Below are 17,333 nucleotides of genomic sequence, written 5' to 3' on the forward strand. Positions count from 1 at the left end.
CTTGGGGCAGCCGCGCAGCATCCTTGCAAGTCTCGTCTCGACGCTCATCGCGTCGATCTTGCTATGGTCGCTGGCGCCTGCAGGTGAGGGCCATGCTGCTATCGCGCGGAAAATCGCGAAACCCAAGCCGCCGCACGCGCCGGTCAAATGTGAGATGTCGAAATTCCGGATCGTCGTGGATGTCGGGCACACCCCGGACTCCTACGGCGCGTTGAGCGCACGCAACGACACTGAGTTCGGCTTCAACTTCCGGCTTGCGAGTCTGATCACGGCGAGGCTCAAGGCCGAAGGCTTTGCCGCGACGCGGCTGCTCGTCACGGCCGGCAAGGCGCGGCCGAGCCTGCTCAAACGCGTCAGCACCGCGAATGACGCCCGGGCCGATCTCTTCCTGTCGATCCATCACGATTCGGTGCCGGACAAGCTGATCGAGACCTGGGAGTTCGACGGTGCGAACAGCTATTTCAGCGATCGCTTTTCGGGCCACTCTCTTTTCGTGTCGCAGCGGAATCCGCACTACGCTGCGAGCCTGATGCTGGCCCGGATGATCGGCCGGCAGCTAAAGGATCAGGACCTGCATTATGCCGGCCAATACACCCTGCCGGTGATGGGCCGCTACCGGCGCCAATTGCTCGACAAGGATGTCGGCGTCTACCGCTATGACGGGCTCGTCGTGCTCTCGCAAACCCGCAGCGCCGCAGTGCTGCTCGAAGCGGGCTCCATCATCAACCGCGACGAGGAGATGGCGATGAACTCCCCGGAGCGGCAGGAGATCATTGCGGGCGCCGTGGCGGTGGCGATGAAGGAATTTTGCGAGAGGCGGTAGCTTGCGCCGCTAGCAATGACGGGAATCTATAGCGGCCCCCCGCGATACTCGCGATTCGCTAAACTCGCCTCCTCCAGGTCCAGATCCCGCTCGATCCGCCGCCGCGTCTCGTCGGTGATCTGGCCGTCGCGCAGCAGCTCGTGAATGAATTTGCGCTCGGCGGCGATCAGATCGCGGGTCAAGGCGGTGCCGGCGGCGGAGACGTCGTGGTGGGTGGGATCGAGCGAATCGGGCAGCTGGTTGACCCGGATCTCGTGCCGGGCGCGCAGGAGCCGCATCACCTCGTCCGACACGTCTTTCTCCTCGGTCAGCGCGTCGAGCGACTTCAGGGCGGCATCGAGGGCCTGGCGCCGTGCCGCGATCTCTGACTCGTGCTCGGCGGCATGCTCGCTGCGACCGGCTTCCGCGACACCGAGCCAACGCACCACCGGGGGCAGCGTGAGGCCAACGCCGATCAGCGTGATGAAGATGACGCCGAAGGCAACGAACAGGATCAGGTCGCGAAACGGAAAGGCCTCGCCGCCCGGCAGCGTGAACGGCAGCGCCAGCGCCGCCGCGAGCGACACCGCGCCGCGCACGCCGGTGAACGCAAGCACGAACGGCCATTGCCATGGTGGTGACGGATCGCGCGCGCGCAACGACTTGCTGAGCATCCGTGGCAGATAGGTCGCGGGATAGAGCCAGGCGAAGCGTGCGATCACGACGACCGCCAGCACCACGGCGGTCGCGATCATGATGTCGTCGAGCGGGAACGCCTTCGATTTCTCGTAGAGCGCGCGCATCTGGAACCCCGTGAGAAGGAACAACAAGCCCTCGATCAGATAGATCACGAGGTCCCAGAAGAAGATGCCCTGCAGCCGCGTCGATGCCGAGATCAGCAGCGGGCCGTTCCAGCTGACATAGAGGCCACAGGCGACGGTGGCGATCACGCCGGAGCCGCCGAGATGCTCGGGTAGCCAGTAGGACACGTAGGGCGTGATCAGCGACAGTGTCAGCTCGACCTGCGGGTCCCCCGACCATTTGCGGAACCGCAGGGAGAGCCAACCGACACCGATGCCGAAGGCGATCTCGCCGGCGACGATGAGCAAGAACTCGCCGCCCGCCAGAGGTAGCGAGAAATGCCCGACCATGATTGCGGCGAGCGCGAAGCGGTAGAGAATCAGCGCGGTGGCGTCATTCGCGAGCCCTTCGCCTTCGAGGATGACCATCAGCCTGCGCGGCAAATGCAGCCGGCGCGCAATCGCGAGCGGCGCCACCACGTCGGGCGGGGCGACGATGGCGCCGAGCAGGAAGCCGATGGTCCAGGGCAGGCCGATCAAATAGTGGGTGGCGGTTGCGACCAGCGCTGTGGTGAAGATCACCGCGCCGACCGCCAGCAGCACAATGGGGCGAAGATTCTTTTTGAACTCGCGCCAGCTCATCGCGACGCTTGCCGAGTAGATCAACGGCGGCAGCACCATCAGGAGCACCAGTTCCGGCGGCAGCTCGACCGGCGGCATGCCCGGCACGAAGGCAAGGCCGACACCGGAGAGCATCAGCAGAATGGCGGGCGCGATGTTGAAGCGGCGGGCGACAAGCGCGGTGCCCGCCAGTACGGCGAGCAGGATGAGAAAGGTTTGAAATTTCGCTTCCATGATGATCCCTCTTCACCCGGAAGCGGCCGCAAGGTCAATGCATGCGGCTCACGCGAGCCGCTCGGCCACCATGCGGCCGATGCCTGCGAATACGGCTTCGATCTGCGCCGCACTCGGCGTGCCGCCCTGGGTATAGGCCGCGATCAGGATCGGTGCATCGCGCTTCGCATCGGGTTTGGGCCAGGCCACTGCGATATCACCCGAGGCGTCCTTGCCGTTGTTGCCGGTCTTGTCGCCGATCTTCCAGCTAGCGGGGAGCCCGCCACGCAGCCGGTTCGCGCCGGTCTTGCAGCCCACCATCCATTCCGTGAGCTGTGCGCGCGAGGTGGCCGACAGCGCCTCGCCCGTCATCAGCCGGCGCAGATTGCCTGCCATCGCCGCCGGCGTCGTGGTGTCCCGGGGATCGCCGGGCGGTGAGCGGTTGAGCTCGGGCTCGTTGTGGTCGAGCCGCGAGGTGGTGTCGCCGAGCGACCGCCAGAACGCGGTGAGTGCGGCGGGACCGCCGATCCGCGCCAGCAACAAATTGGCGCAGGCGTTGTCGCTGAGCTCGACGATCGCCTTGCACATCTCGGTGACCGACATTGCTCCGGCGGCAACGTTCTGCTTGGCGACCGGTGCGTACTCCAGCAGGTCGGCCTTGCCGTACGGGATCATGGCCAAAAGCCGATCCTCGCCGCGGTCGACCCGCGCCAGGACGCAAGCCGCCAGCGAAGCCTTGAATGTCGAGCACATGACGAACCGTTCGTCGGCGCGCCAGGCGAACCTTGCGCCGGTCGCGAGGTTCTCGGCATAGACCCCGATCCGGCCGCCGCTCTCGCGCTCATAGGTTTCGAGCTCAGGCTGCGCGTCCGCGGCGAGCGCAGGGGAGGCGGCAATCCAGCACAGCGAGGCGAGCAGCGAACGGCGGTCGAGAAGCATGGGGGACTCTTGGGCGGGACGGGGGCGAGGTGGAGATGCGGCATGCACTCCATCCGCATCTCCATTGCGAGCGCAGCGAAGCAATCCAGCCAGCCTCCGCGGAAAGACTCTGGATTGCTTCGCTTCGCTCGCAATGACGCAGGATGTGGGACGAGTGCGCCCGATTTCGGGCAGCGGAAGATTAGGCCCCCCTCACTCCCGCAGATCATACCGATAAGACTTCGACACGATCTGCCAGCCATCGGCGAGCTTCATCGCCACCAGATAGTCGGTGAAAAAACGCGGCGGCAGTTGGCACCGGACCTTGATGAAGGCGGTCTTGTCGTCGGAACGGTCGATGGTGACAATGAAATCCTCGCGCGGCTTGCCTTCGGCCTTGCCGGAGGGGCGCTTGCGCACCCGGTCGAGCCAGTCCGGCACGGTCAGCACCTGCAGCTCACCCTTCTCGACCCAGCGCAAATCGGCCGAGGGATGGAAGATCGCGCCGAGTTTTTCGGCATCGCCCTCGTAAAGTCCGTCGAAATAGGATTGCACGACGGCTTCGACGCTCGAACGGTTCTGGCTCATGGGTCATCCCTTTGACTGATGGCTCGGGGTGAACTTAGTCGTACAGATCAAATTGCGCTATGGGTGCGTACCATTTGCGCGAGGACACTGTGATGACCGGATCAGAGAATTCGAACGCTCGTATCCTGGTCGGCGAATGCTATTGCCGCGCCGTGCGCTACGAGGTGATTGACGCGTTCTCTTATGCGTTGAACTGTCATTGCTCGGATTGCCGCCGCACCACCGGCGCCGCCTTCAAGCCGTTCGCCGGCATCGAGCAGAGCAAGCTCCGCATCGTCAGGGGCGAGAACCAGCGCACCATCTACGGTGACGACACCACCCATGACGCCCACTGCGCCCGTTGCGGCTCGCTGCTTTATTCCCGGGTGCGCGAGGGAAAATGGGTCCATGTCGCCATGGGAACCCTGGTCGATGCCCCCTCGATCCGACCGAGCGCCCACATTTTCGTGGGCTCGAAGGCGCCCTGGCACGAGATTACGGATAATCTGCCGCAATATCGGGGCCACGTGGGAGATGCCTGAGGGAACCTGCTGCGCGCCTGTTTCTCGGCGAACCGCGCCCGGACTGGCGCGACAAACAAAAGGGGCCTTTCGGCCTGCCGCTGGCGCCACCTTCGTGACCTCCATCACAAGCGCTCGCGGCGGATCCTGCTAAAGCCATCCCAAAGGGGCTTGAAATGCCCTGAACCCGGAAGTCGTGCCATGCGCAAATTGCTCAGACTTTGCCCCCTTCTCCTTGCCGTCGCGCTGCTATTCGGCACCGGGCCGGCTTTCGCCGGAAAGCGCGTCGCGCTGGTGATCGCCAACTCCGCCTATCAGCATGCGCCGTCGCTGACGAACCCCGTCAATGACGGTTCGGTGATGACCAGGACGCTGAAGGAGGCCGGGTTCGACATCGTCGATTCCCGGCGCGATCTGACGGCGCAGGACACGCGGCGCGTGCTGCGCGAATTCGCCGACGGGACCCGCGATGCCGATATCGCTGTGGTCTATTATGCCGGCCACGGCATCGAGGTCGAAGGCTCGAACTATCTGATCCCTGTCGACGCCAAGCTGGAGCGTGACACCGACGTCTTTGACGAGGCGCTCTCCCTCGACCGCGTCCTGGTTGCGGTCGAACCGGCCAAGCAGCTTCGCCTGGTGATCCTGGATGCCTGCCGTGACAATCCGTTCGGCAAGACCATGAAGCGCACGGTCGCCTCGCGCGGCATCGGCCGCGGCCTCGCCCAGGTCGAGCCGACCAGCCCCAACACGCTGATCGCCTATTCGGCCAAGGCCGGCTTCACGGCGCAGGACGGCGACGGTGCGAACAGCCCCTTTACCGTGGCGCTGTCCAAGCATCTGACGACGCCGGGCCTCGACGTCCGCCGCGCCTTCGGCTTCGTGCGCGACGACGTGCTCAAGTCGACAGGTAACAAGCAGGAGCCGTTCGTCTATGGCTCGCTCGGCGGCGAGGACGTGCCGCTGGTGCCGGTCAAGGTGACCGCTGCGGCTGCCGCTGCGCCCGTGCCGAACCCGCAGGCCGACATCCGCCGCGATTACGAGCTCGCGCTCCAGGTTGGCAACAGGCCGGCGTGGGATGCGTTCCTCGCCCAGCATCCTGACGGCTTCTATGCGAGCCTCGCCAAGCTTCAGGTCGAAAAAATCGGCGCCGAGCAGGCTCATGCGGCGGCCACCGAGAAGGCGAAACAGGCCGAGGCCGAGCGCGATCGTCTTGCCGCACTTGGCGCGCAGAAGGATACGCAGGCCAAGGCAGCCGCCGATGCGAAGGCCGCCGAGCAGGTACAGCTTGCCGCGCAAAAGGCCAAGGAGCAGGCGCAGCAGCAGGCGGCCGCCGCCGAGCAGCAGCGCGTCAATCTCGCCGCCGCGGCGCCGGGTGCAGCGCCAGCCAGCACGGCGAGCCCGGCCGGCACCAACGTCGCGTCGCTGACGCCGGCCACCGCGCCGGCCGATCTCAGCCGCTCGGTGCAGACCGAGCTCGGTCGCGTCGGCTGCTTCTCCGGCGCCGCCGACGGCAACTGGACGACGTCTGCGCAGCGCTCGTTGTCGCAGTTCAACCGTTATGCCGGCACCAAGCTCGACGTGAAGGTGGCGAGCACCGATGCACTCGACACGGTCAAGTCAAAGCAGTCGCGCGTCTGTCCGCTGGTTTGCGAGCACGGCTTCAAGGCCGACGGGGATAAGTGCACCAGGATCGTCTGCCGTGAGGGCTATGCGCTCAACGACGACAACGAGTGCGAGAAGCAGCGTGCGGCCAAGCCCGCCAAGCCTTCAACTGCAAAGCGTGACGACGGTGAGGAACGTCCCGCACGGCAGCGTCGTCAAGCCGGCGGTGAAGCTGCCGGAGCAGCGGGCGGCTTTGGTGGCGCTGCCGGCATTGCTGCTGCCGCTGGCGCCAGCCGTCGCTCGAGTGGCGGACAGCTCTTCTGCAATAGCGGCGGCTGCCGTCCGGTCAACCGAGGGTGCCATCTCGAATATCGCGGCGGCGGCGGCCCCGGCAACGATGCCAATGCCGAGGTCTGTAATTAACTCCCAATGTTGTCCTGGCTTTCGCCAGGACAACGACTACGTCGAGATCGCGCTCGCCGCGATGTTGACCGTCAGCGCCAGCAAGGCCGTGTTATAGATGAATGAGATGATGCCGTGCGCGGTGGCGGTGCGGCGGATGGTCTTATCGGATATGCCGACGTCGGAGACCTGCGCGGTCATGCCGATCACGAACGAGAAATAGACGAAGTCCCAATAATCCGCGTGGTCTTCCTTGTCGCCGCTGGGAAACTGAAGGCCGCCCGGCGTGGCGTGCCGGTAATAATCATGCGCATAATGCAACGCGAAGATCGTGTGCACGGCGGCCCATGACAATACGATGGTGGTGATTGCGATGCTCAGCTCCAGGACGCCGCGATGTGGCGTTCCAAGCTCGGAGACGATCGCGGCGATGCTGGCGAAGGCGCCGATCGCCGTCACCAGCAGGATCACGAAGCGACCGTCGTCCTGCATCGCTGCGGCGCGGCGGATGTGCTGGTGGTCGTTGCACAGCATCATCGCGTAGACCAGCACCAGATAAACGGCGATCAACGCATCCCAGCCGAACAGAAGCCGGGTGACCAGCCGGTGCGAACCCGGGATGAGCAGGCAGACGAGAATACCAACGGCAAGCGACATGAACGTCCGCGGACGCGCATAAATCAGCCGCATCGGCCGCGACATCTTGCGAAAGCGGGCGAGGGCGGGGTCTTCCTTGCTGCCGCCCGCCATCGCGCTATCAGCTCTTCCGTTCGGCCACGAACCGCGCAGCCGCTTGCAGCACGGCGGCGCGATCGCCGAAAATCGAGACCGCGCCGTCGGCGCGTGCGAGCAGGTCGCGCACGCGCTGCTTGGCGCCTTCGATGCCGAGCTGGGTGACGAAGGTGGTCTTGCCCAGCGCAGCATCGGCGCCGGCAGGCTTGCCGAGCGCGGCGGCATCGCCTTCGACGTCCAGCAGATCGTCGGCGATCTGGAAGGCTTCGCCGAGCGCGCGGCCGTAATCATCGAGCGCCTGATATTCCTTTTGCGAGGCCTGGCCGAGGATCGCGCCGGCGATGCAGCCGTAGCGCAGCAGCGCGCCGGTCTTCATCTGCTGAATGCGGGCGACGTCGATCGGCTCGTTGCCGCCAAAGCGGCCTTCGCCGGCGAGATCGAGAATCTGGCCGCCGACCATGCCGCCGATGCCGGCGCAGCGCGCCAGCGCGCGGGTCAGCAAAAGCCTGACATTGGCGTCGCGATGGATCTCGTCGCGGGTGATGATGTCGAAGGCGAGTGTCAACAGGCCGTCACCGGCGAGGATCGCGGTCGCGTCGTCGGTCTTCTTGTGCAGGGTCGGGCGGCCGCGGCGCAGGTCCGAATTGTCCATCGCCGGCAGATCGTCATGGATCAGCGAGTAGCAGTGGATGCATTCGAGGGCGGCGCCCACGAGCAGCGCGGCTTCGCGGGGAACACCGAACACCGCCGCACTCTCGACCACCAGGAACGGCCGCAGGCGCTTGCCGCCATTCAGGCTCGAATAGCGCATTGCGTCCATCAGTCGCTTGGGCCGGGCGATCTCATCGGGCAGGATGTCGTCCGACAGCAGGCGCCCGAGCAGCGCCTCGGTGTCATCAGCGGTCTTGTCCAGACGTTTGGCGAAATCGGACGGGGACGTGCCGGTCATCAAGAAGGGCTCCAGAACTAAAATTCGGCGGGACAATCCTTTATGCGCCCGCCTCAGTCAATCGTTTGGAAGGCCTAAAAAGTGCTGGAAAAGGCCCGAATTATCACAGACTTAATGCCGGGCCCGTGGCCGCGTTTCGTTCTGCGCCGGAAAGGTTGATTTGCGCGTCGTCAAAACCCTTCTCCTGGTGCTCGCGGTCGCGGCTCTCGCGCCCTATGTCGTCGCGCCGTTCTACCGCACCGGTCGTCCCGTTTCGACGCTGATGATCTGGCGCTCGTTTCGGGGGGCGCCGATGCAGCGGGAATGGATCGATCTGGCGGCGATGTCGCCCTCGCTGCCACGCGCGGTGGTGGCGGCCGAGGACGCCCATTTCTGCAAGCATCACGGCATCGACTGGGGGGCGCTGCGTGAGGCGGTCGACGATGCCCGGGAGGACGGCACCCCGTTCCGGGGCGCTTCCACCATCACCCAGCAGGTGGCGAAAAACCTGTTCCTCTGGCAGGGGCGGGACTTCGTCCGCAAGGCGCTGGAATTCCCGCTGGCGCTGTGGATCGATCTCGTCTTGCCCAAGGCACGGATCCTGGAGATTTACCTCAACATCGCCGAGCTGGGACCACAGGGCCAGTTTGGGGTCGAGGCGGGCAGCGCCTATGCCTTCGGCAAATCGGCGGCGAACCTCTCCCCCCGGGAGGCGGCGCTTCTGGCCTCGATCCTGCCGAATCCGGTCAAACGCAGCGCCAGGACGCCGGGACCGGGTGTCCGGCGGCTGGCCGGGACCTATGTGGCGAGGGCGCAGGCCAGCTCGCTTTCGACCTGCTGGCGAGAGAATCGCTGATTTCCGGTCCTTTTCGGGCGCATTTTCCGGCCCAGAGCCCTAGATTTAAGGCAGGCCTTCCTCTATAAGCCCGGCCTTGACCGGCATTCAGCTCGCCTCGGTTTGCGGGTGCTGAGCCGTCCCTCCGCGGACGATGCCCTGATGACACCAATCCCTAGAGGATACTGAAATGGCCGTTCCGAGAAGAAAAACCTCGCCGTCGCGCCGCGGCATGCGCCGCTCGGCTGACGCCATCAAGAAGCCGACCTATGTGGAAGACAAGGATTCCGGCGAACTCCGTCGTCCGCACCATCTCGACCTCAAGACCGGCATGTACAAGGGCCGTCAGGTCCTGAAGAAGAAAGAGTCCTGAGTTCGGGACCTTTCTTTGGGCAGGACGATCGGGCCTGCCTGATTTCGGCCAACCCATGAGATATGACAGTGACGGCGGCGGAGCGAATGCTTCGCCGCCGCATTGTCCTGTCTGGATATCTTGATCGAGAAGGCATTTCGCCGATGGTCGGTTTCCCGCTGCTCCTGATCCCGCTCGCGGTCTACAACATTATCGCCTTCCTGATGCCGAGCGTGTCCTTTACGGACGTGCTGTTCAGGGTGCCGATGATCACGGGCGAGGCCTGGCCGGTCACGCTCGCCGACGTGATGCTCGCGCTAGGTGTCGTGCTGCTGCTGCTCGAGGTGGTCAAGGGCGCGCGGCCCGGCTCGAAATTCCTGATGGATCATTTGCTGTCGCTGATCGTGTTCGGCGCGGCTGCGGCCGAATTCGTGATGTGGCCCAAATTCGGCAACTCCACCTATTTCCTTCTGGTGCTGCTGGCGATGGCCGATTTCCTCGGCGGAATCGCCCAGCGCACCCGCCGCCGCGTCGCTTATGTCGCCGAAACGACGGTGCCGGCGCCGCGCAAGGCCAAGCGCCGGGCCGAGACGCCGGCGGATGAGTTCGAGCCCAAGTTCGAGCCAGTGTCCCCTCCGCAACCAGCTCCGGCAGAGCCGCCCGCGCCCACGGCGCAATCGGTCGCCGAATCCGTGCTGATGGATCACCCGGCGCCGAAGCCTGTGAGTACGCCCTCGCCGGAAATCCCCTCGCCGCATTTGCAGCCGGGCAACGGCACCCAGCCGTCTCCCGACGCGCCGCGCTGATCTACTTCAAGCCACCTGCCGCGTGCGCGCGGCGACGCTCGGAAGCGGGCGCTTGCTGCCATAGGCGACCTGCGCATCCTCGGAAGACACGCGGCGGAGCCGGCTCGCCTGGGGCAGATGCTCGGCATTGGCGATGAGCTGGGCGACGAAGCTCGGATCGGGGCGCGGCAGCGGGGCCTTGTGGACCCACTGCAAAACCGGCATCAGCGGCACCACAGCCGAGCCTGTGCCGTTGTTCGCCACGTCCACTTGATCAGTACTCAACATCGCAATCACCGTTGACCCGGCCTAGATTGTCGCGTTTCGAGACGCTGGCGCCGGTGCGTGTCATGTACTCGCAAGCCCTATGCCGGGTGGGCCGGTTTGGTTCCTGCGAGTGAGGAAACGTGGTTTCCAAATTGTTTATCAACTTTGCCTAGGGTCAATGGCGAATCTGGCTTTATCCTGTGCCGACTCAGGACTCCCCGCTGTCCCGAAACGAGGCGATTTTGACCCCCGCATTGCCGCAAGCCTCCGACATCCTGGCCGCCCTCGGCCAGGCCGTGTTCGCCTGGGATATCGCCAGCGATGCCATCGTCTGGGGTGAGCAGGTCGGCGCCATCTTCCCCGGGATTCCCACCGAACGGCTGGCCACCGGCGCCGAATTCGCCAGGTTGATCGAGCCCGCGCAATCGCTGCGGACCGCCGCGCTTGCGCAGACCTCAGCCGTGCATGGCGCCGACGGCACGCCCTATCGGGTCGAGTACGGCGTGCGCATGAGCGCCGCCGATCCCGTGGTCTGGATCGAGGAGACCGGCCGCTGGCTCGCCGGCCCCGACGGCCGCCCGGTGCGCGCGATCGGCTCCGTCCGCATCAACAATGAACGCCACGCCCGCGACGAGGAATTGACGAAGCTCGCCCGGCTTGATCCGCTGACCGGCGAGCTCAATCGCTCGCATCTGATCGCCGCGCTGGCCGAGGCCATTGAGGAGACGACCCGTTTCCGCTCGACCGCGGCCTTCATGCTGGTCGGCATCGATCATCTCGCGCGTGTCAACGAGGCCTTCGGCTTCGACGTTGCCGACGCCGTGATCCTCGACGTCGCCACGCGCATTCGCGCGCGCTTGCGCGGCGGCGACGTGCTCGGCCGCTTCTCCGGCAACAAGTTCGGCCTGATCCTGAAGAACTGCACCGTCGACGACATGAATGTCGCCGCCGAGCGCTTCCTCGCCGGCATCCGCGACGAGGTGGTGCCGACCAAATCCGGCCCGGTGTCGGTCACCGCCTCGATCGGCGCGGTCAGCGTGCCGCGCTATGCCCGCAACACCGATGAAGCCGTCAATCGCGCCCACGAGACCCTGGACACCGCGAAACAACGCCGCGTCGGCTCGTTCGCCGCCTGGCGCCCGGATGCCGCGCGAGACGCCCAGCGCCGCGTCAACATCCGCGTCACCGACGAGATCGTCACCGCACTGAACGAGCGCCGCATCAAGCTGGCCTATGAGCCGGTGGTTGCCGCCCTCTCGCGCGAGTGCGCTTTTCACGAATGCCTGGTGCGGATGGACCAGGGCGACGGCCAGGTGCTGCTCGCGCCCGACATCGTGCCGGTCGCGGAACGGCTCGGCCTGATCCGCCTGGTCGATCACCGCGTGCTCGAGCTCGTGGTCGCCGAGCTCGCCGCCGCGCCTGACATCTGCCTCAGCCTCAATATCTCGCCGGACACCACCATGGACCCGGATTGGTGGGCCGGAATCGAATCGCTCATGCGCGCGCATCCCGGCGTCGCCGAGCGGCTGATCGTCGAGATCACCGAAACCGTCGCGATCCAGGACATCGACGATGTGCGCGGCTTCGTCACCCGGCTGAAGAATTTCGGCAGTCGCATCGCCATCGACGATTTCGGTGCCGGCTACACCTCGTTCCGTAATCTGCGCAAGCTCGGCGTGGACATCGTGAAGATCGACGGCGCCTTCGTGCAGAACATCACTCGCTCCGCCGACGACCGCGCCTTCGTGCAGACGCTGATCGACCTCGCCCGCCGCCTCGACATCAAGACGGTGGCCGAATGGGTGCAGGACGAAGAAGCTGCGAACATGCTGCGCGACTGGGGCTGCGACTACATCCAGGGCCGCCTGATCGGGCTCGCCTCAGCCGACCGCCCCTGGGGCGCGCCGCCGGACAGCGCGCTGCCCGCGGCCGGGTAGGAGCCAATCTGAGCCGGATCCCTACGCCACGCGGCGGACTGCGCTCAGCGTCTCGATCATGTGTCCGACCTCCGCGGCAGGGCACGGCCTGCCAAAATAATATCCCTGCACGGCGGTGCAGCCGCATTCGCGGACGAAGTCGAGTTGTTCAATCGTCTCCACGCCTTCTGCCGTGGTCTCGACGTTGAGCACCGAGCCGAGGCTGGCGATGGTGCGGACGATCGCCATACTCTCAGGGCTTTCACTGAGCGTGCCGACAAAGGAGCGGTCGATCTTGATGCGGTCGAACGGAAACTTGCGCAAATAGCTCAGCGAAGAATAGCCGACGCCGAAATCGTCGAGGCTGACGCGCACCCCCAACGCGCGGAGCTGGTGCAGGATCTCGATCGTCGCTTCGCTGTCGTCGAGCAGCGCCGTCTCGGTGAGCTCGAGCTCGAGCCGATGCGGCGGCAGGCCGGCCTCCGCAAGCGCGCTCGTCACCATCGTCACCAGCCCGCGCGAGCGGAATTGCACCGGCGACAGGTTCACCGCGACGGTGAGATCGGGCCAGGTCGCTGCGGTCGCGCAGGCCGTGCGCAGCACCCATTCTCCGATCGGAACGATCAGGCCGTTCTCTTCCGCGATCGGAATGAATTCCGCCGGTGAGACGAGGCCGCGCGAAGGATGCTTCCAGCGCAGCAGCGCCTCGAAGCCGGTAAGTTCGGTGGTGTCGAGCCGCACCTGCGGCTGGAATGCCAGGTGGAATTCACGGGCCTCCAGCGCGCCGCGCAGATCGTGCTCGAGCGCGTGCCGGCTGCGAGCCTCTTTCTCCATTTCGGGCTCGAACAGCTGATAGGCGCCGCGCCCCTTGGCCTTGGCCTGGTACAGCGCGAGGTCGGCGCATTTCATCAGCTCGTCGGCATCGAGCCCGTGATCGGGCGCGATTGCGATGCCGACGGAGACGCCGACATGCATCGACTGGTGCTCCAGCGGCGGCGGGTGACCGATGATCTCGACCAGGCGGCGCGCGAGCCTTTCCGCCGATTGCGGCTGCGGTCCGCGCTGGAGAATCGCGAACTCGTCGCCACCGAGCCGCGCGACGGTGTCGTGCTCGCCGACATTCTCCTGCAGCCGCGCCGCGACCCAGCGCAACAGCCGGTCGCCGGCCGCGTGGCCGAGGCGGTCGTTGACGGTCTTGAAATTGTCGAGGTCGAAGCACAGCACGGCCATCGCGCCGCCGGCGATCGCGACCTGGTTCAGTCCCTCGCCCATCTTCTCGCGGAACAGAGTGCGATTGGGCAGGTCGGTGAGTGAATCGTGCCGCGCCATGTGCGCCACGCGGGCCTGGGCCTTGTGACGTTCGGTGACATCCTCATAGGTGACGACCCAGCCGCCATGCTCCATTCGCTTGTGATTGAGCTTGATGATGCGGCCGTCGCCCAAATAGCGGTGCAGTGTGTGCTCGCCCTCGCGCAGCCTCTCGACATAGTCGGCATAGAGCCGCGCGGCGGTGGTGTTTGGATGGATGCCGAGCTCGCAGCTGTGCTCCATGATCTCGCGCATCGACACACCCGGCTTCACCAATTCGGGAGATAGTCCGTACATCTCGATATAGCGCCGATTGCAGACGATGACGCGCAAGCTCGAATCGAGCATGCACAAGCCCTGGCTCATGTTGTTCAGGGCCGCGTCGAAGCGCCGATACTGCTCGCTCAGCTCCTCGACTGCGTGCTCGCGCTCGGTGATGTCCTCGTAGGTGGCCACAAAACCACCCTCGGCCAGGGCGCAATAGCGCACCGAGATCGTGGTGTCGTTCGACATCCGCCGGCGTATCGGCGAGGAGTTGCGGTCGGCAATCCTTGCGCTGGCGGCTTCCAGGAGTTGTTGCGGACTATACTCGGACGAGAACGCGCCGTTTGCCATCGAGCGTTCGATCAGTTCGCCGAGATGCGTGCCCGGCTTGGATTCCTCCGGCGACAGCCGATAGATCTTTTGGTAGGTGGTGTTGCAGACGCGCAGGCGCATGTCGCTGTCGTAGAAGGCGAGCCCGTGCGCCATGTTCTCCAGCGCCGCATCGAGCATGAAGTTCTGCTGCCTCAGCATCTCCTCGTATTGCAGCCGCTCGGTGACGTCTTCGTGCACGGTCACCCAGCCGCCGTCGGGCAGAAAGCGGGAAACCACCTGCACCATCCGTCCGTCATAGCGCATCACCAGCAGGGTTTTCGTCGTCCTGGTGCGCACGTCCTCCAGCCTGGTGTCGTGGAATTCGTCGCCCGGCATGCCCGGCAGGTTGCCGCGCGAAAGCCAATGATCGATGGTCGCGCCGTGCGTGACGCCCGGCTTCACGATGTCCGGGTCGAGATTATAGAGCTTCAGGAAGCGATCGTTGCAGACGACGACGCGGCTGTCGGCATCGTACATGATCAGTCCGTGCGACATGTTGGCGAGCGCGTGCTGGCTGCGCTCGGTCTGCACGCGCAGCTCCGCCTCGACCCGGGCGAGGCGGCTGACGTCGTCGCAGATCGTCATCCAGCCGCCGCCGGGAAGCGGCTTTAGCTCCAGCGCCATGACCAGGCCGCTTGCGAGCGTCTGTTGAGTCCGGAACGGCTGGCCGGCTGCGATCCGTGCCATGCGCGCGGCATAGAGTGCGTCGACTTCTCCCGCGGGGATGTTGCCGAGAGCCACGCTGTGGGCGAGCACGTCGCGGTAGCTCGTGCCGACCCGCACGATTTCGGCCGACATGTTGAACAGGCTGAGATAGCGCTGATTGACCAGCACGATCCGGTTGCCGGCATCGTAGACGCAGACGCCTTGCTCCATGTGGTCGAGCGCAAGCTGGCTCAGCCCGACCAGGGCCTTCGGGCCCTGATCGCGGCGTGCATCAAGCTCGTTGTCGCGGATCGATGTCATGGGCGACGGGGTCTCGGCGGGGGATAGACTTAACGCGATGTAATTCAGTCGCCGAGGCTAGCGAAGAGGCGGGAAAATTCCCTTAAGCGCCGTAGTTTACGGAGGGTGACCGGGGATGCAGGGATGCTGCCAATGTGAAGGGGGCAATGTACCGTCGCGCCGGTCGACCTGCGCAATTGCGCGTTAGACCCGGATCGAATCCGGCCCAAACGGGGCCTACGGCCCGTACAGCACGAGTTCCGTGTCCGTGAGATCGGCGAGCTGCGGCCGGTGCGGGCCCTTGAAATATTTGCGGCCGCGACGCTCGGTGTAGATGCCGACGAGGCCGGGAACCGGGCCGTTGGAATCGACGGCGACCGCGATCTTGCCGAGCCGCAGCAGCAGCCGGCCGATGCGGCCTGCGCATTCGGTGTATTCGGCCGCGTTGCGGCAGTAGATCAGCTTCATCGCGGGCGGCGCAATGATGCCACGGCGGATGCGCACCGGTTGCAGGATGAAGGGGAACGTTCCCTTCGGCGTGCGGCAGACGAGGCTGAGGCAATTGTAGCGCGCATGCCGCGTCAAGAGATCGGTCTCGGCATCGGAAAGCCCGTCGATCGTCTTGGTGTGCTGCGAGATGACCTCGATCTTGCTCCAGCGTGGGACGCGCGCCAGCGCAGGCACCGAGAAGAATATACCCCTGCAATAGGCGCGAAAGCCCTGCGTCTCGATGATCGGCCAGGTCCACGGCGCCGGGCTGATGTTGAGATAGGTGACGTCCTTGTGGCGCTGCGCGATCTTGGTCAGGAGCGGGGCGTAGTTGCGATAGGCCGGATCGACGTACCAGCTCGACAAATTGCACTGGATGGCGGTCTCATCGCCGTCCCTCCGCGCCGTGTAGATCAGCAGCAGCACGCCGACCGGCGTGCCGTCATTGTCGAGCATGTAGCCAAAGCGCGGGTAGCCTTCCGGTACGGGCCTGAAGGCCTGCCGGCGCAGGCCCTGGATCCAATAGCCGCGCGAGCGGCCGACGAAGCCGCGCGTCAGCAAGTCCGCGACGGCATCGACGTCGGACTCGGTGATCTCGCGACATCGGACCTTGGTATGGATCACGCTCGTCTTTCCCGTGGAAATGACCGGCCTCGTTCCGTTAGCGCCAGCCTTCGCCGTGGGCATCGGCCGCGATCTGCGGCTGCAGGCCCATGATCTCCCGCACCTTGGCGGGCCAGGCGGAAGGGTCGGTGCCGTGCGTATGGAACATGGCGACGGCCAGGCGGTCCATGCCGAAGGCGACGCAGCCGGTGTGGGCCGGCTCGCCATTGGCGTCCTTGATGTCCCAGGTCGTGCCGAAATGCTCGCGGTGATAATTGAAGCTCATGCAGGCCGTCGGCTGCTCTTCCGAGCGCAGCGGGATCAGCAGTTCGAACTTGAGCTGCTGCTGCTTCTGGCTCACCGCCTTCATCTGACCGACGCGGCCGAAGAACGGATCGCTGGCATAATCGACGCGGAAGGTGAGACCGAGATCGGTCGCAATCGCCTGCGCCCGCACCATCCAGCGCTCGCGGAAATCGGCGACGTCGTCGGGGCTGCCGATGCAGACATATTCCCGCATCCGAAACGATTGCAGCCGGTCGAGATGTTTTGACGGTTCACGGCGGAAGCAGTCGGCGGCGACGTCGAAGCGCAGGCCACCCTTCGGCAACTGGCCGCGGCTCGCCGCGATCGGATAGACGGGATAGCAGGCCGCCGGCGACAGCACGAGGTCTGCCGGCGAGAGCGAACTGGTCCAGTCGCCGCCGGCATCGAAGCGGCTGACCGCGGCGTTGATCTCGCGCTCGGTGCCGTGCAGGCCGCAGACGCAACCGAGCAGGTTCGGAAAGCTCTTCAGGTAGCCAGACTTTTCCAGCTGGGACCGGCTCATCACCGGCGGGAAGCGCATCACCTCAGTGCCGGCCTCGCGATGGCTCGTGATCAGCGCAGCGAGCTTTTCGACGATGCCCTCATAGAGCGCGGTGCGGGCATAGACGCCGTCCGAGCCCATGGGGTGGAACAGCTTGTCGGCGAGATGATCCAGCGGATCCGCGATTTGCGGGGCGGTCTCGGGTGAATTGGGGAGGACGGCAATGTTCATGGGTCGATGTCCTGCTATCTGAAAATTGTTCTTGTTGGTTTAGTCGTGA

16 protein-coding genes are annotated in these 17,333 nt (G+C 65.3%); 7 read left to right on the forward strand and 9 right to left on the reverse strand.

Translation table 11 applies throughout. The annotated features are described in order from the left end of the window. The first annotated feature begins 1 nt into the window (after position 1). Entirely contained in the window at positions 2-823 is an 822-nt protein-coding gene (locus tag ACVIN2_RS21855; protein WP_456767113.1) for an N-acetylmuramoyl-L-alanine amidase, read from the forward strand. Positions 824-849: 26 nt separating this feature from the next. On the opposite strand, the gene ACVIN2_RS21860 is transcribed toward ACVIN2_RS21855, so the two are convergent. From ACVIN2_RS21860 to ACVIN2_RS21870, 3 genes are all read right to left on the reverse strand, one after another. Next, on the reverse strand, positions 850-2,457 hold the full coding sequence (locus tag ACVIN2_RS21860) for a Na+/H+ antiporter (protein ID WP_456767114.1): 1,608 nt from the start codon (positions 2,455-2,457) through the stop codon (positions 850-852). Positions 2,458-2,505: 48 nt separating this feature from the next. Continuing rightward, complete coding sequence (gene bla, locus ACVIN2_RS21865) at positions 2,506-3,375, reverse strand: class A beta-lactamase (protein WP_456767115.1); 870 nt, start codon at positions 3,373-3,375, stop codon at positions 2,506-2,508. Positions 3,376-3,567: 192 nt separating this feature from the next. Beyond that, positions 3,568-3,942 (reverse strand): nuclear transport factor 2 family protein, encoded by a 375-nt coding sequence (locus ACVIN2_RS21870; protein WP_007598116.1) that lies wholly within the window; start codon positions 3,940-3,942, stop codon positions 3,568-3,570. Positions 3,943-4,034: 92 nt separating this feature from the next. On the opposite strand from ACVIN2_RS21870, the gene ACVIN2_RS21875 reads away from it, so the two are divergent. Next, a complete protein-coding gene (locus ACVIN2_RS21875; RefSeq protein ID WP_456767116.1) occupies positions 4,035-4,463 on the forward strand; it encodes a GFA family protein in 429 nt (142 codons plus the stop codon). Between the two features lie 180 nt (positions 4,464-4,643). After that, the gene (locus ACVIN2_RS21880) at positions 4,644-6,470 is read left to right on the forward strand and encodes a caspase family protein (RefSeq protein ID WP_456767117.1); all 1,827 of its coding nucleotides are present in this window, start codon (positions 4,644-4,646) and stop codon (positions 6,468-6,470) included. Between the two features lie 36 nt (positions 6,471-6,506). Here ACVIN2_RS21880 and ACVIN2_RS21885 read toward each other — a convergent pair whose 3' ends face one another. Both ACVIN2_RS21885 and ACVIN2_RS21890 read right to left on the reverse strand, forming a co-directional pair. After that, entirely contained in the window at positions 6,507-7,199 is a 693-nt protein-coding gene (locus ACVIN2_RS21885) for a DUF1345 domain-containing protein (protein ID WP_456767118.1), read from the reverse strand. Between the two features lie 7 nt (positions 7,200-7,206). Continuing rightward, complete coding sequence (locus ACVIN2_RS21890) at positions 7,207-8,130, reverse strand: polyprenyl synthetase family protein (RefSeq protein WP_456767119.1); 924 nt, start codon at positions 8,128-8,130, stop codon at positions 7,207-7,209. Between the two features lie 160 nt (positions 8,131-8,290). On the opposite strand from ACVIN2_RS21890, the gene mtgA reads away from it, so the two are divergent. The 3 genes from mtgA to ACVIN2_RS21905 all read left to right on the forward strand — a co-directional run bounded on the left by mtgA (position 8,291) and on the right by ACVIN2_RS21905 (position 10,102). Beyond that, positions 8,291-8,965, forward strand: coding sequence for a monofunctional biosynthetic peptidoglycan transglycosylase (gene mtgA, locus ACVIN2_RS21895; protein WP_456767120.1), 675 nt, complete (start codon positions 8,291-8,293; stop codon positions 8,963-8,965). Positions 8,966-9,134: 169 nt separating this feature from the next. Next, entirely contained in the window at positions 9,135-9,317 is a 183-nt protein-coding gene (gene rpmF / locus ACVIN2_RS21900) for a 50S ribosomal protein L32 (RefSeq protein ID WP_007598106.1), read from the forward strand. 143 nt (positions 9,318-9,460) lie between these two features. Then, on the forward strand, positions 9,461-10,102 hold the full coding sequence (locus tag ACVIN2_RS21905) for a hypothetical protein (protein ID WP_456767121.1): 642 nt from the start codon (positions 9,461-9,463) through the stop codon (positions 10,100-10,102). 6 nt (positions 10,103-10,108) lie between these two features. On the opposite strand, the gene ACVIN2_RS21910 is transcribed toward ACVIN2_RS21905, so the two are convergent. Further along, a complete protein-coding gene (locus ACVIN2_RS21910) occupies positions 10,109-10,369 on the reverse strand; it encodes a hypothetical protein (RefSeq protein WP_456767122.1) in 261 nt (86 codons plus the stop codon). 221 nt (positions 10,370-10,590) lie between these two features. Between ACVIN2_RS21910 and ACVIN2_RS21915 the strand changes: the two genes are divergently transcribed. Beyond that, complete coding sequence (locus tag ACVIN2_RS21915) at positions 10,591-12,285, forward strand: EAL domain-containing protein (RefSeq protein WP_456767123.1); 1,695 nt, start codon at positions 10,591-10,593, stop codon at positions 12,283-12,285. Between the two features lie 21 nt (positions 12,286-12,306). Here the strand turns inward: ACVIN2_RS21915 and ACVIN2_RS21920 are convergent, their stop codons facing one another. From ACVIN2_RS21920 to ACVIN2_RS21930, 3 genes are all read right to left on the reverse strand, one after another. After that, the gene (locus ACVIN2_RS21920; protein ID WP_456767124.1) at positions 12,307-15,174 is read right to left on the reverse strand and encodes a PAS-domain containing protein; all 2,868 of its coding nucleotides are present in this window, start codon (positions 15,172-15,174) and stop codon (positions 12,307-12,309) included. Between the two features lie 216 nt (positions 15,175-15,390). After that, positions 15,391-16,266 (reverse strand): acyl-CoA acyltransferase, encoded by an 876-nt coding sequence (locus ACVIN2_RS21925; protein ID WP_456767125.1) that lies wholly within the window; start codon positions 16,264-16,266, stop codon positions 15,391-15,393. A gap of 37 nt (positions 16,267-16,303) precedes the next feature. After that, a complete protein-coding gene (locus ACVIN2_RS21930) occupies positions 16,304-17,284 on the reverse strand; it encodes an amino acid--[acyl-carrier-protein] ligase (RefSeq protein WP_027566009.1) in 981 nt (326 codons plus the stop codon). Positions 17,285-17,333: the final 49 nt, after the last annotated feature.

The organism is Bradyrhizobium sp. USDA 3650 (genome assembly GCF_054057395.1).